Origin of the sequence: Testudinibacter sp. TW-1 (assembly GCF_050613185.1) — a bacterium.
Taxonomy (GTDB): domain Bacteria; phylum Pseudomonadota; class Gammaproteobacteria; order Enterobacterales; family Pasteurellaceae; genus Chelonobacter.
Genome location: NZ_CP192511.1, coordinates 2,246,698 through 2,261,348 on the forward strand (window position 1 = coordinate 2,246,698; position 14,651 = coordinate 2,261,348).

Genomic DNA, 14,651 nt, shown 5'->3' on the forward strand with positions numbered 1-14,651 from the left:
CTTGGGCTTATTATGAAACCAAATCCCCCGTTCTTAACTCCTTCTGATGTCAAAAATCAGCTACAACAACTCAAAGAGCAAGAATTGGCGCAATTCAGCCAACGCGATGTACATGAATTGATTGCCGCGCGCAGCCGTTTTTACGATCAACTGCTATGCCGTTTGTGGCGGCAATTTGGGTTGGATCAACAGCCGTTGGCACTGGTGGCGGTCGGCGGCTATGGACGGGAAGAAATGTTTCCGCTGTCGGATTTGGATATTTTAATTCTCAGTGAAACCGCACTTTCGGCAGCACAAGAACAACAAATTGCCGCTTTGATTCAATTTTTATGGGATTGCCGTTTTGAGGTCGGACATAGCGTGCGGACCCTTGCGCAATGCGTTGCCGAGGGGAAAAGCGATCTCACGATTGCCACCAATTTGCTGGAGTCGCGTTTTCTGTTCGGGCAAACCGCACTTTTTGCACAACTGCAAAGTGCGGTCAAAGCCGCCGATTTTTGGACGACAGAAGCGTTTTTCCACGGCAAAATGCAAGAAAAGGCGGCGCGTTATCAGCGTTATCACAACACCGGTTATAACCTTGAGCCGGATATTAAATACAGCCCCGGCGGACTGCGCGATTTACATCTGCTGTATTGGATTGCGTTGCGTCATGTGGGCGCGAAAAATTTGCAGGATATTCTTGATTCCGGTTTTATCTACCCGGAAGAACACCGGATTTTAAATGCGGCACAACATTTTTTATTCAAATTGCGTTTTGCTTTGCATTTGGTGATTAAACGCTACGACAACCGTTTGTTATTTGATCGCCAGCTGAAAGTCAGCGAAATGTTGGGCTATCAAGGGCAGGGTAGTCAGGCGAATCATGCAGTTGAAGCGATGATGAAACAGTTTTTCCGCACCGCCCATGATATTCGTGAATTGAGTGAAATTTTATTGCAGCATTATCAAGAACATTTCGTCAATCGTTGTGATGATTGCGTGGCGCAGCCGCTGGATGAAAATTTTGAATTAAAAAATCATGCCATTCGGTTATCTCGCCCCGACTGCTTTTTTCTACGGCCGGATACGATGTTAGACCTGTTTTTTCATTTGACGGAACAGCCGCAAGCCATGATTCACTCTACCACCTTGCGCCGTTTGCGTTTGGCTTTAATGCAAAAAACACAGTATTTGAGCGATAATCCGTTAGCGCGGCAAAAATTTATCCGTTTATTGACGCAGCCGAATGCGATCAGCCGTGCGCTTGTGCCAATGCACCAACACGGCGTACTGAATGCCTATTTGGAAGAATGGAATAATATCAGCGGCTTAATGCAGTTTGATCTGTTTCATGCCTATACGGTGGACGAACACACCATTCGTGTGTTGTTAAAGCTGGAAAGCTTTTTGGATGCACGCAATGCGGAGCTACATCCGTTGTGCGTGGCGCTGTTTCCGCAACTGGACAGCCGCAATTTAATCTATGTGACCGCACTTTTTCATGATATTGCCAAAGGGCGCGGCGGCGATCATGCCGAATTGGGCGCGATTGATGTGTATGATTTTGCCAAAAAACACGGTTTTAGCGAGGACGATTCTGAAATGATGGCATGGTTGGTGCTACATCATTTGAAAATGTCGGTCACGGCGCAACGGCGCGATATTTATGATCCGCAAGTGGTGCTGGAATTTGCCAACAGCGTCAAAACCGCGGCACGACTGGATTATCTCACCTGTTTAACCGTGGCGGACATCAGCGCCACCAACAGCACGTTATGGAATAGTTGGAAACGCTCGTTGATTAAAACCTTGTATCAATTCACTCGACAACAATTGGAACAAGGCACGGATTCTCTGCTCGATGTCAGCGATCAAGTGCTACGGAACCGTTTGCGGGCGCTGAGCTTATTGCAGCCGTTGTTACAGGGCGAAAGTCTGAAATTGCGTGCGGTGAATGATTTCTGGCAGCGCTGCCCGCAGGATTATTTTTTGCGCAATAACCCGGAACAGTTGGCATGGCACGCTGAATTGGTTTGTCGCTCGGATCAAGAGATTGTCGTTAAATCCAGCAACCGTTTTTCACAAGGCGGCACCGAACTGTTTGTATATTGCCCCGATCAACCGCACTTGTTTAATAAAGTGGTGCGGGCGATTGAAGCCAAAAACCTGTCGATTCACGACGCACAGATTCTAACCAGCAACGACGGTTATGCGCTGGATTCATTTATTATCACGGAAACCAACGGCGTATTGGCAAAATTTGATCGCCGCCGCAGCATTGAGAAAAGTGTGCTTAATGCGCTGAAAAGCGAGTATAAACCGGCGGCTAACCGCAAGGTTAATAATAAATTGCAGCACTTCCATGTGCCGACCGAAGTGCGGTTTCTGGATACGGAAAAGCGCGGGCAAACCGAATTGGAAATTTTTGTGTTGGATAAACCGGGCTTGTTGGCGCTGATCAGTAATGTCTTTAGTCAACAGGGCTTAAACCTGCTCAATGCTAAGATTACCACCACAGGCGAACGCGCCGAGGATTTTTTTATTTTATCGAATCGTGATAATCAAGCCTTGACCGAAAATGAGCGTCGGCAGTTGCAACAGGCATTGCTGACCGCACTTTAGCTTAAAGTAGACGTTACAGCAGTGGACTGAACAAAAAGAACACACGCTCGAAGAAGCGTTTGTAAATCGGACGTTTAGACCATTCCGCCATATCCATCAGATCGGATTGAACTAAATAGCCCTGCTGTAAGGCCTCCACTTCTTGTCCGAAACCGAGATCGTCCACAATCATGGTGACTTCGAAATTCAGCATAAAACTGCGTTCGTCCATATTGACCGTGCCGACCAAGGCTAAACGGGAATCAATCAGAATGCTTTTGGTGTGCAGCAAACCGCACTTGAAGCGGAAAATCTTCACGCCGGCTTCCAGCAGCTCGTCAAAAAAGGTGCGGCTTGCCCATTCGACCAAGAACGAATCGTTTTTTTGCGGCAGAATCAATTGCACTTCAACACCGCGAATTGCCGCCGTTGCAAGGGCAGAGGCAATGGTTGCGCTGGGAACGAAATACGGTGAAGTAATGGTGATACTACGCCGTGCACTGCTGATTGCTAAGAGCAGGGATTGGATCATCATATCTTCCGGAAAACCGGGGCCGGACGGCAAAATTTGCACGCCGTGCGAATCATCCGGTTTATGTTGCAAAATCGGGCATTGCGGCAACAACGACACATCTTCCTCGGTTTCCATTTGCCAACCCCAATTGTGCACCCCTTGCAAAATCAGCGACACCGGGCCTTCAATCCGTACCATAATATCGATCCATTGTCCGACGTGGGCATTTTGTTTGAAATAACGCGGATCGACCATATTCATGCTGCCGGTGTAGGCGATTTGCTCATCGATCACTACAATTTTGCGGTGCTGACGCAGGTCAATACGGCGAAAGAACATCCGAAACAGGTTGGCATGCAGCGCTTCTTCAATCCGAATGCCGCTTTCACGCATATAACGGATATTTTTACTGCCGAGAAATTTTTTACTGCCGACCGAATCGAGCAGAATCTGCACTTTCACCCCGCGTTTTGCGGCTTGAATCAGTGCCGTCATCACATCATTGACCAGTCCGCCGTCAGCCCAAATATAGAACGTCATATACACGCTATGCTGCGCCTGCCCAATATCGTGAATCATCGCTTTAATAATGTTTTGCGGCGTATCCAGAATATGCAATTCGTTGCCTAACACGCAAGGAATGCCGACCCGGTGGCGACTAAGGGAAAAGAGCGGTTTAAAGCGCAGGTTTTGATTGCTCAGTGTCAAATTGGAGCATTGGTCAAAACTGCCGAACCAATTTTTATATAAGGGTGCAAGCTTTTTAAATGACTCGGCGCGGCGGCGACCAAGTTTGATTTCGCCCAGCAGCAAATAGGCGATAATCCCAAACAGCGGGATGATATAAATCACCAACAACCAAGCCAGCGTGATCGACACCGCTTGTTTTTTGAAGGCGAGGCGGGCGGTAATCCCGACGCTGAAAATCCAGATTAACGGTGGCAACAGGTAGCCGAAAATTTGCGAAAGTTCGATATTCATACTATGCTTGTCATCCTGTTAAGTTCGTTTATTCAATAATTGATTTGGTAAAATGCAAACCGCACTTGAAAAGATCACCATCGTCTATCAACATCCTGATTTTATTGTGATTGATAAACCCATTGGGCTGAGCGTGCATAAAGATCAGCAGGCGTTGGGCTTGCCGGATCTGGTTGCGCGTCAGTTGGGTTGCCCGGCATTGTGGCTGGTGCACCGTTTGGATAAAATCACCTCCGGTTTGCTGATTTTAGCCCGCAACAGCCAAGCCGCCGCTGAATTATCCGGTTTGTTCCAACAACACCAAATTGAGAAACATTATATCGCCCTTTCCGCGGCGAAACCAAAGAAAAAGCAGGGCTTGGTTATCGGCGATATGCAAAAAACCCGCAACGGCAGTTGGAAATTGTGCCGTAGCCGTGAAAATCCGGCGATGACCCGCTTTAGCAGTATCCGTTGCGACAATCGGCTAAGATTATTTCATTTGATACCGAAAAGCGGCAAAACCCATCAAATCCGCGTGGCGATGAAAAGCCTCGGCAGTCCGATTCTGGGCGATCAACGTTATGGCGATAAAACCGCACTTGACCGCACTTATCTGCATGCTTACGCCTTAAAATTTCAATATCAAGGAACTTCTTTTCTTATCAAACAATTACCGCAACAAGGCACTTATTTTTTACAACCTGAAATACAACAACAAATCGAACAGCTAGACATCATGAGATGATTCGGTGGATAATAACACGGTTTAGGTTTAGGTTTAGGTTTAGGTTTAGGTTTAGGTTTAGGTTTAGGTTGAGAGGGATTGAATATGCGTTGGCAAGGACGTAAAGAAAGTCGTAATGTAGAAGATCGTCGTGGCTCCGGCGGCGGTTTCGGTGCTAAGGGCAGCGGTATCGTCGGGTTATTGGTGATTTTAGTCGGGGCGTATTTCGGCGTGGATTTATCCGGTTTGGTCGATACCAGCGGGCTGGGTTCCGGACAGGGCTATCAAACCAGCTTGAGCGAACAAGAAGAACAGCAGTTAAATTCGTTCTCGCGCGTGGTTCTGGCGGATACCGAAGTGGCTTGGGATCAATATTTTGCCAAGAGCGGTCAGCGTTACATCCCGCCGACTATGGTGCTGTACAATTATGCCACCCAAAGTGCTTGCGGCACCGGGCAGGCGGCGATGGGGCCGTTTTATTGCCCGAATGATCGACGCATTTATTTAGATCTCTCTTTCTATAAAGACATGAGCGGTAAATTGAAAGCTTCCGGCGATGCCGCTTTTGCTTATGTGATTGCACATGAAGTCGGACACCACGTGCAAAATATGTTAGGCATTTTGCCTAAGGTTCAACAGGCGCAACAACGTAGCGGCAGTCAGGCGGCGGCGAATCAGCTGTCAGTTAAACTGGAATTGCAAGCGGACTGTTTTGCCGGAATTTGGGGACATTACGCCGATAAACACGGCATTCTGGAATCCGGCGATTTGGAAGAAGCATTTAATGCGGCGGAAGCGGTCGGTGATGACCGTTTGCAAAAACAGAGCCAAGGCTATGTCGTGCCGGACAGCTTTACCCACGGCACATCGGCACAACGCTTAGCTTGGTTTAAGCGCGGTTTGCAAAGCGGTGATATCAAACAGTGTAATCCGTTTGGTTAAATTGATTATAAAAGGCGCCGACAGCGCCTTTTGTTTGCCCGCTGATTTTTAATCCGGTTTAACTAATTCTTTTTTTAGGCTAAAATAGTGTTAAATTCTGCCGCGATATGTTCGTGATAAGGCATTGCCATGAAATTTAATATACCGACATTCCTCACCTTATTTCGGGTCGTACTGATCCCGTTTTTTATTATCTGTTTTTATCTTCCGTTTAAATGGGCACCGTTTCTGACCGCACTTTTGTTTTTGATTGCTGCCATCACCGATTGGTTTGACGGGTTTCTGGCGCGACGTTGGAACCAAACCACCCGCTTCGGCGCGTTTCTCGATCCGGTTGCGGATAAGGTGATGGTTGCGGCGGCATTGGTGTTGGTCGTGCAGCATTACCACACTTTCTGGGTGACCATTCCGGCAATTGTGATGATCTCGCGTGAAATTATTATCTCGGCGTTAAGAGAGTGGATGGCGGAAATCGGTGATCGCAATAAAGTCGCGGTTTCTTGGTGGGGCAAATTCAAAACTACCGCACAAATGATCTCCTTAATCGGTTTGTTGTGGCGCTATAATCCGTTGATGGAGAAAAGCGCTATTGTGGCGTTATATATTGCCGCGGCATTGACGGTGTGGTCAATGTGGCAGTATCTGCGCGCAGCCAAAGGCAGTTTGCTTGATGACGTGAATCCTTGAACGCGTTAAGTGTGTTGTTTTTAAGCAATTGAGATAAAAAGCAAGAATTTTATTTGACTAAAAATTTCAATTCAGTAAAATGCACCGCACTTGCTTCAGTTAAAGAATCCAAAGCGGGAATAGCTCAGTTGGTAGAGCACAACCTTGCCAAGGTTGGGGTCGCGAGTTCGAGTCTCGTTTCCCGCTCCAAATCCGAATCTTATCGCAATCAAAATATTGCCCGAGTGGTGAAATCGGTAGACACAAGGGATTTAAAATCCCTCGACTTTCGAGTCGTGGCGGTTCAAGTCCGCCCTCGGGCACCATTGTTTTATAAGCACTTTTCTAATTCCTAATCAAATTTGAATTTTTAGATACTCTTTTTAAACTTTAAAAGAAGAGTTCGCTATGAAAAATTCAAAACCCTTTGTTACCACCATTTTATCTACAAAAGGTGGCGTTACTAAAACCACTAATGCAGCTAATATCTCGGCATTTTGTGCTGATCATGGATTAAAAACCCTCATGATCGATACTGACGTGCAGCCGTCACTAAGCTCTTATTATGAACTGGAGTATGCCGCGGGCGGTGGTATCTATGAATTCATTATCAATAAAAACACCAATCCGGCAGAGATCATATCAAAAACGACTATTCCCAACCTCGATTTAATTAAGTCAAATGACCCAACCGGCAGAATCAGTTTACTGCTACGCAATGCCCCCGACGGTGTTATCCGCTTTAATCACTTAATTCGCCAGTTACAAGGTTATGATTTGATTGTTGTGGATACGCGCGGTACGCGCGATATTACCCTCGAAATGGCGGTTCTTGCCAGCGATCTTATTCTCTCCCCTCTATTACCAGAACTACTTTCTACACGCGAATTTTTACGCGGCACGTTAAGTCTTTATGCTGATCTCGAAACCTATACTTCATTGGGTTTTGTACTACCGCCGATAAAAGCCGTAGCAAATCGCGTGGACAAAACGAATGATGCAAAAGATGTTATTGCCCAACTGCACAGTATTTTCAATGACGAGCGCATTGGTGGTGATTTTTCTGTTGAGTTTTTAGATTTCGCTATTCCGGCACGTGTTGCATATCGCGAAGCAAATACGCTTTGTACACCGATTCATCGCTATAAAAATTCAGAATTTGAAACGATGAAGAGTTTATGTTCTTTGCTTTTCCCGCAATTTAAATCGGTATTTTGATTGGGGTAAGTATGAAAAAAGGACAAATAGTAAAGACTGAATTATTTGATAACTATCTTGAAAGCTCTGTGCTCGGCGGCTTGATTCTTGATAATGACAAGTGGGATGAAGTATCACCGTTACTGACGGATAATTCATTCTATTTACAATGGAACAGGGTGATTTTTAAGGCGATTAAAAGCCATCTTGACACAGGAAAACCAGTTGATCTGTTAATACTGGAGCAGTCATTAAAAAGTCAGTGGGATTCAGATAATGGCTTATTTGCCTATCTTGCCGAGATTGTGAAAAATACGCCCAGTGCGGCATTAGTCGTGAATTACGCACAGCGGTTACTTGATTATCAGCAATTACGGCAACTGGCGGCGTTGGGTAAAGATCTATCAGACAACAGCAAACAGATAAAAGCAAAAGATGACATTGACAAGGTGATTGCAGATTCGGAAAAACGCTTATTCGATATTGCCTGCCGCAATCAGGCTGAAAATACACTGGTTAATCTCAGTCGGGCAATGGAGATTGTCTTCGATAAAATTGAGCAATCTTGCCATAGTGCAAATCCGATTAGCGGCGCACCGTGCGGCATTGCGCAAATCGATCAGATGACAACCGGTTTTCAACCGTCGGATTTTATCGTGATCGCTGCACGCCCTGGTATGGGAAAAACGGCGTTTGCGCTCACAGCAATTGCGGCTACGCTAGAAGCAATTGATAAGCCTGTGCAATTCTACAGTTTAGAAATGCCAGGCGATCAAATCATGATGCGCTTTCTTTCGATGCAATCAAAAGTGCCAATGCAATTACTACGCAATGCGTTGCTTATGGAAGATGAGGATTTCGCGAAATTAGGTGTGGCAGCCAATTATATTCAGCAGCATTGGGAAGATAATAATCGCTTATTAATTGATGATTCTTCAGCATTAACCCCTCAAATACTTCGCACTAGAGTACGCAAAAATATCCGACTTTATGGCAAACCTTCCGCGATATTCATTGATTATTTGCAATTAATGAAATACCCAGGCTCACAAAATCGTTATGAAGAAGTCACGAATATCTCTAATAGTCTCAAAGCACTGGCGAAAGAAATGCAATGCCCAGTGATCGCATTGGCACAGCTCAATCGCGGCGTGGAGGGACGGATCGTGAAAAAGCCGACAAGTTCGGATTTACGCGATTCAGGCGCAATTGAACAAGATGCGGATGTCATTATTTTATTGCACCGTGATGAATATTACACCGAAGAAGCAAGCCAAGCTAAGGGATTGGCCGAAGTGATTATAGGGAAGCAGCGCAATGGTCCGGTAGGTACGGTTGTTGCGCGATTCTTTGGGCAATATTCGCTGTTTGAAACTTATGCAGCGGAGGGAGATAAAACGCAATCCTCGACAGATATTGGAGATTTTCTATGATGAACACACCTAAAAAATTTAGTCGGGAAGACAAAAAAGCGTCATTGATGCGAGGTATGCAAATTGGCTTGATACCGAATACTTCACCAAATTATGCGGACGAGCGTATTGCATCGGAATTAATTTCTGCGGGGGAAAGTATGCAGCCACAATTGAAAACCGTTACCTTGGCTCAGCTAAAACCGTTTGATAATAATCCGCGTAAAACACAAAATCCGAAATTTGATGAAATTAAAGAATCGATTCGGATGCGCGGTTTAGATTTTCCGCCTAATATCACGCAACGCCCTGGTGATGATTTTTATATGATTGCGGACGGCGGTAATACACGGTTACAAGCATTGCGCGAATTATATGAAGAAACCAAAGACCCGAAATATTGGTCTATCAACTGCCTGTTTAAATCCTGGAAAGGTTCTGGAGATGATCAGCTCGAAGGCGAGCTATCTTGTTTAATTGGGCATTTGGCTGAAAATGATTTGCGCGGGGATCTGAGTTTTATTGAGCGCGCATTAGGCATTAATCAAGCAAAACTATTTTATGAAAAACAAGAAAATGTATTTCTATCACATCGTAAGTTAGCAGAAAAACTCAAAAATGATGGCTATAGTATTTCATTTTCTTTAATTGCAAGAATGGAGTTATGTTTAGAGCAATTATATCCAGCTATTCCGCAAGTATTATTTGCTGGTATGGGAAAACCACAAATTGAAAAACTTTTAACCTTACGTGGAAATTCCTTTTCCTGTTGGAAAAAATATCGTCCACAGGCAGAGGAGCAGTTTTCAGATTTATGGCTGGAAACTTTAAAATCCTTTGATGAAGTGCCAGAAGAATTTACGATTACAATTGTGCAAGATGAGCTAATTGGTAATTTAGTCAAAGCACTTGGTGATGAGGGAGTAAGCTATCAAGATCTGCATTTTGATATTAATATCGATGAAAATCGTCGCCGCAATAAAGAATCTGAACCAGTTATTCATTTCAGAGATCCAGTGACAGCTGTAGAAATACCGAATTCTGTATCCTCTTCCTCCTATAGTGGCGAAGCGCATGATTCTCAAGAGCCTACAACTCAGAAACAAATAGCTGAATCAACACTAAACCCACGTGTTTCTAAATCTGGAAACAGCATTGAGTCAAAACAAGATATTCCTTTAACGCATTTAGCAGAAACGGATAATACTGAAACTGCTATAAATGGTGATTATGAAAATATCTTGGCGCAGTTTGGCATGACCCCAGGACTCTCCTTGAGCGAGCAACGGAAACAACGTGCCGAAGAAAATGGTTTATCTTTCGCCAATACCGGCTGTCAGCCAGTCGATGATATTTGGAAAATTTTTCCCGTCTTCGATACTGCGAATAAACTCCGCTTGGAAGCCTTTAATCTTGTCAATGATCTCGCTAAGTTAAGCGGATTACCAAAGTCAATCATTAAGAATATCGGCGCACAACAATCGGCAACTAATTTTAGTTTTACCATAGAGCCACTACCGCACGAACTGGAAAATAATGCACTGGCATTATGCGTTTATGAGCTATTGGCGATGCTTGCTTGCGACAATCATACTGAGATGCTGGATTGGTTGATTCCAGAAGCATTATTGGTGGGAACAGATACAATCGATGCAGAAATATCCGACCTGCTTATGGTGAAAATTTTTCGCCTGATCCGTATTATTCGTCGCTTTAGAGCGCATTTGCGCCAGCCAATTGAACAAGATTAAATTCGGAGGAAACAATGGTTATTTCATCAATTAATCAAGCCGTAATTGCCCATGTCATTACGCAGCTCAAGGAAGGGAATTTACGGCACTGTGAGCAGATCGGTTTCACGGAGAATGAGCTGCGTGAAATTATGCAGCTAACAACCGACGAAATTCATCATTTGGCGCAGATTTCAACGCCTTTTTTAAAAATTGAAGTTAATCATAAATTATTTATGCGTATGGTGAATAGTGCCAAAGAGTATTCACATACACAAAAACTACTTGATCGTGCGCTGATATTGGGCGCAACGATCGAATTGATTAATTATTATTTTGGTTCAACTAACGGCGAAGTCAGTGAACGCCGCCGCTTACTCGGGCAAAGTAAAAAGCCGGGACGGCACTGCTTATGTAGCGAAAAACAATCGGCACAAGCCTGGTATCGCTGGCAAGAAATGAAGGCAGATTTAGCCTCATTTGAAAGTATTGAGACCCTCGATGCACTGATGCTGATTGCAGAAGAATTAGAGATGAATGTAACGAGTGTGTGGAAATTGGCGCAGAAATGGGAGACGCAAGATGCCTCAAACCATAAACACTAAGAAAAAAACGAGAAAGCGGTCACTTTCTCGTTTTAAAAATCCTAAACAACAGGATTAGCTAATATGAACAGTATAGATGCTATCGTAGAAAATGCAACAGGGAAATTAAAACACTACCGGCAACAAAAAAGTGCGGTTACTGAAGCAGTAGAGGGTTTGCTTTATTTTGGGAATCCACACGATACCGTACCGGTTCGATTATTGACAGATCCGCTTTTAACCTGTCGTGCGCGTTATGCATGGCAGGTGATTAAACACAATGCAAGAGCATTTGGTGGTGCAGCCTTTCCATCTTATGAAGAACTGCAACAATTACTGTCTGATCGCGCATATACGCAAGAAAAAGCGTCTAAGAAAGTCGTTAGTCAAACATTACTGTTACTACGTTTAACTCGGTGGCTCACTTTTTGTAGCAAAGCACGCGATGAGCAAGGCCGTATTCTCGGTAATATTTATATTATTCATGATGAGCCGATGAGCATTCCGGATTGTATTCATTTCAATGAAAACTATTTAAACATGTTGGAACAAGCAACACATCATCGCGATAAAATGATCCGAGGTGTGGCGCAGCACATTGTTAAAAATATGCAGATTGATGATGGTCAGTCACATCTGGTTTCGCATATTGATTTAATGCGCTCTCGTTATCACTACGAGAAAAATCAAAAATTATCGCTTCAAACGACACAAACATTAAATTCATCATCGTCACAAAAACTCGATAACCAGCAGCAACATTTACTGAGTTCCACGAGGGAACTTGGTCAAAACCAGCAAAATTCACTTAGTTCCATTAGGGAACTCAGTACAATTTCACCAAGTTCCACTATGGAACTCAGTCAAAAATCGCTTAGTTCCACGAGGGAACTTAGTGATAAACCCTTGATTTCAGTCTTAGTTCCATCAGGGAACTCAGTAAATCAGTACAGTACTAGTACTTATAATAAAAAAATCAGTACTGTACTGGATTCTTTAAAATTTTCAGCATTGGAAAAAAATACGGTTTTGAAGATGATGCGGGATTTTAACCTTGGTGAAACACTGGGGCAAGCGGTGTTGGAGGAAGCAGCCTTACGTATTCAACAAGGTAATATCAACAAGCCTGTGGGCTATGTTTGCAGCTTAATCAAAAGTGCCGCTCAGGGTGAGTTTAAACATTTTTTAGTGAATAAATCGAATGAGAAAAAATTGGGACAACCTCCAGTAACAACAAGCAATTCGATAACATCAATACCAATGCGCCAACGCAGCAAAGGTGAATTGCACAAAATGTCTCAGCAAGCCAGTTCACTGCGCCAGAATTTAAAGAGAATATCACCTACGGGCAATAGTGAATGAAAAATAGACAGCGTTGCCACTGGCAACAGTGAATAAAAAATAGATAAAGTGCTTCCACTGGAAACGGTGAGCAAAAAATAGACAAAGTGTGAACACTGTACACAGTTAGGTTAAAAAATAGGCAAAGTGTGAACACTGTACACAGTTAGGTTAAAAAATAGGCAAAGTGTGAACACTGTACACAGTTAGGTTAAAAAATAGGCAAAGTGTGAACACTGTACACAGTTAGGTTAAAAAATAGGCAAAGTGTGAACACTGTACACAGTTAGGTTAAAAAATAGGCAAAGTGTGAACACTGTACACAGTTAGGTTAAAAAATAGGCAAAGTGTGAACACTGTACACAGTTAGGTTAAAAAATAGGCAAAGTGTGAACACTGTACACAGTTAGGTTAAAAAATAGGCAAAGTGTGAACACTGTACACAGTTAGGTTAAAAAATAGGCAAAGTGTGAACACTGTACACAGTTAGGTTAAAAAATAGGCAAAGTGTGAACACTGTACACAGTTAGGTTAAAAAATAGGCAAAGTGTGAACACTGTACACAGTTAGGTTAAAAAATAGGCGCAGTATTACTAAACTGTATGAAGTTTTGTTTTAATTGAGATTTTAATTATCCGTTGTCATAAAACATCGATTTATTATGATGACATTCCATAACTAGAGGAGATTAATTATGAATAGTGAATCCGAATATGAACTAAATGAAATTAATGGGGAAATTGGCAAGCTACGTACTAATTCAACCCTGACATTGCATACCCACCAAGCGACAAAAATTTGGGCTGGTAAAAAGTATGAAGACGGCAATGTGAAAATTATGAGTATGCCGAATTGCCTTGCCATTATTGCCAATATTCACCATGACTCAGCGCGTAATGATCCCTATGCGGATATGGCGCTGTTAGAATTAGAACGACAAATCACCGAGGCACGAAAAGAGATTGCCGGTTTAGTCGATCAAATTTTTGATATTTACGCCAATAAAATCCCAGATGACATAAATATCCAAGATAGTTTCAATGTTAATCCAGTGAAAATATCATTAATGATCCATTCACAAATCGGCTTTTTGTTGATTTACCTGTTGTCTGAATATGATGCCATGGTGCGTTCTGTGATGACTGCTGCGCATCTAGCGTTAATTCCACGGCTTGATGCGCGCAGTTGGCTTGATAAAGGCTCAAAGCCTATTCGCCGGATTTATACGGCTGTTCAGCGTTATCGTGCGGTGCGGATTACCCGCGATGATGTGTTGCAGAAAAATGCACGTGCACTAGCAGCAATCGAAAAATACGGTGAAGTGCCAGAAGATATTTTTCGTGGAACACGTCGAAGCCAATATGCACCTTACGTTGATTTATCAAAATATGCCTCAGAACCGATAAATCAGAATAGTTGAGAAGGAGCTGACAATGAAAAAACCAGCGAAACCTGATGCAGTCAATTATTCCGCCCTAGATATGGGATCATATCAAAATCTCATTTTTCAGACACCACTGAATGATGGGTTGAAAGGGATATTTAAACAATTTGGTTCAGCAGAAGATTATCAAGTTCTACACCAGAATATTTTTGATGCACGCGTTGAATTACTGAATATGTCAAAAAATATCGTGAAATGCGCCAATGCGTATCCGTTAAACCATCTTCCGTTGATCTTTGTTGCAGACAACAATAATTCATCCGGTGGTCGTTTCTTACGTTGGCGCAATCAGCAGAATAACAAAGGTGGGCAACTAGCGTGGGAAAATTTGGTGCAGAGTTCAGAAGTGCCGTTAGAGTTGAAAAAAGCGTTGATTGCGGTCGAAAAAGACCGGATTGCCTACAATATGCAGATGTCGATTTTGAATTTTATTATCAGACAAGCACGAGAATGTGAAGACAAATTGAATACGGCGGAGCAATTATTAAATGAGGGAAAGCCAATCACGGAAATTCAGGGTAAGGCGTTGTAGGTATTCTCTATTTTTTAAT

At 43.4% G+C, this 14,651-nt stretch carries 12 protein-coding genes and 2 tRNA genes; 13 read left to right on the top strand and 1 reads right to left on the bottom strand.

Annotation, left to right across the window (positions count from 1 at the left end; all coding sequences use genetic code 11):
* Positions 1-12: 12 nt before the first annotated feature.
* Positions 13-2,604 (top strand): bifunctional uridylyltransferase/uridylyl-removing protein GlnD, encoded by a 2,592-nt coding sequence (glnD, locus tag ACQ31U_RS10745; RefSeq protein WP_431051925.1) that lies wholly within the window; start codon positions 13-15, stop codon positions 2,602-2,604.
* A gap of 13 nt (positions 2,605-2,617) precedes the next feature.
* Here glnD and cls read toward each other — a convergent pair whose 3' ends face one another.
* Positions 2,618-4,078 (bottom strand): cardiolipin synthase, encoded by a 1,461-nt coding sequence (cls, locus tag ACQ31U_RS10750; protein ID WP_431051926.1) that lies wholly within the window; start codon positions 4,076-4,078, stop codon positions 2,618-2,620.
* A gap of 52 nt (positions 4,079-4,130) precedes the next feature.
* Here cls and ACQ31U_RS10755 point away from each other — a divergent pair, with 52 nt between their 5' ends.
* The 12 genes from ACQ31U_RS10755 (at position 4,131) to ACQ31U_RS10810 (ending at position 14,632) form a co-directional block, all read left to right on the top strand.
* Positions 4,131-4,805, top strand: coding sequence for a TIGR01621 family pseudouridine synthase (locus ACQ31U_RS10755; protein WP_431051928.1), 675 nt, complete (start codon positions 4,131-4,133; stop codon positions 4,803-4,805).
* Between the two features lie 84 nt (positions 4,806-4,889).
* Complete coding sequence (gene ypfJ / locus ACQ31U_RS10760) at positions 4,890-5,726, top strand: KPN_02809 family neutral zinc metallopeptidase (RefSeq protein ID WP_431051930.1); 837 nt, start codon at positions 4,890-4,892, stop codon at positions 5,724-5,726.
* A 129-nt stretch (positions 5,727-5,855) separates the two neighbouring features.
* Positions 5,856-6,413 carry a CDP-diacylglycerol--glycerol-3-phosphate 3-phosphatidyltransferase gene (gene pgsA / locus ACQ31U_RS10765; RefSeq protein WP_431051932.1) on the top strand — a complete coding sequence of 186 codons (558 nt, stop codon included), beginning with the start codon at positions 5,856-5,858 and terminating at the stop codon, positions 6,411-6,413.
* Between the two features lie 113 nt (positions 6,414-6,526).
* A tRNA-Gly gene (locus tag ACQ31U_RS10770) sits at positions 6,527-6,602 on the top strand.
* 29 nt (positions 6,603-6,631) lie between these two features.
* Positions 6,632-6,718: transfer RNA gene (locus ACQ31U_RS10775), tRNA-Leu, on the top strand.
* An 82-nt stretch (positions 6,719-6,800) separates the two neighbouring features.
* Positions 6,801-7,610: a ParA family protein gene (locus ACQ31U_RS10780; protein WP_431051934.1), complete on the top strand. Its 810-nt coding sequence runs from the start codon at positions 6,801-6,803 to the stop codon at positions 7,608-7,610.
* Positions 7,611-7,621: 11 nt separating this feature from the next.
* The gene (gene dnaB / locus ACQ31U_RS10785) at positions 7,622-9,022 is read left to right on the top strand and encodes a replicative DNA helicase (protein ID WP_431051936.1); all 1,401 of its coding nucleotides are present in this window, start codon (positions 7,622-7,624) and stop codon (positions 9,020-9,022) included.
* Complete coding sequence (locus ACQ31U_RS10790; protein ID WP_431051938.1) at positions 9,019-10,752, top strand: ParB family protein; 1,734 nt, start codon at positions 9,019-9,021, stop codon at positions 10,750-10,752. The genes dnaB and ACQ31U_RS10790 overlap by 4 nt, the downstream gene beginning before the upstream one ends.
* Positions 10,753-10,766: 14 nt before the next feature.
* Positions 10,767-11,336, top strand: a complete 570-nt coding sequence (locus ACQ31U_RS10795; RefSeq protein ID WP_431051940.1) for a DUF2857 domain-containing protein — start codon at positions 10,767-10,769, stop codon at positions 11,334-11,336.
* Positions 11,337-11,399: 63 nt separating this feature from the next.
* A complete protein-coding gene (locus tag ACQ31U_RS10800) occupies positions 11,400-12,677 on the top strand; it encodes an STY4528 family pathogenicity island replication protein (RefSeq protein ID WP_431051942.1) in 1,278 nt (425 codons plus the stop codon).
* Positions 12,678-13,350: 673 nt separating this feature from the next.
* Positions 13,351-14,076 (top strand): PFL_4669 family integrating conjugative element protein, encoded by a 726-nt coding sequence (locus ACQ31U_RS10805; RefSeq protein ID WP_431051944.1) that lies wholly within the window; start codon positions 13,351-13,353, stop codon positions 14,074-14,076.
* Positions 14,077-14,089: 13 nt separating this feature from the next.
* Positions 14,090-14,632, top strand: a complete 543-nt coding sequence (locus ACQ31U_RS10810) for a DUF3158 family protein (RefSeq protein ID WP_431051946.1) — start codon at positions 14,090-14,092, stop codon at positions 14,630-14,632.
* The last annotated feature ends 19 nt before the right edge of the window (positions 14,633-14,651 follow it).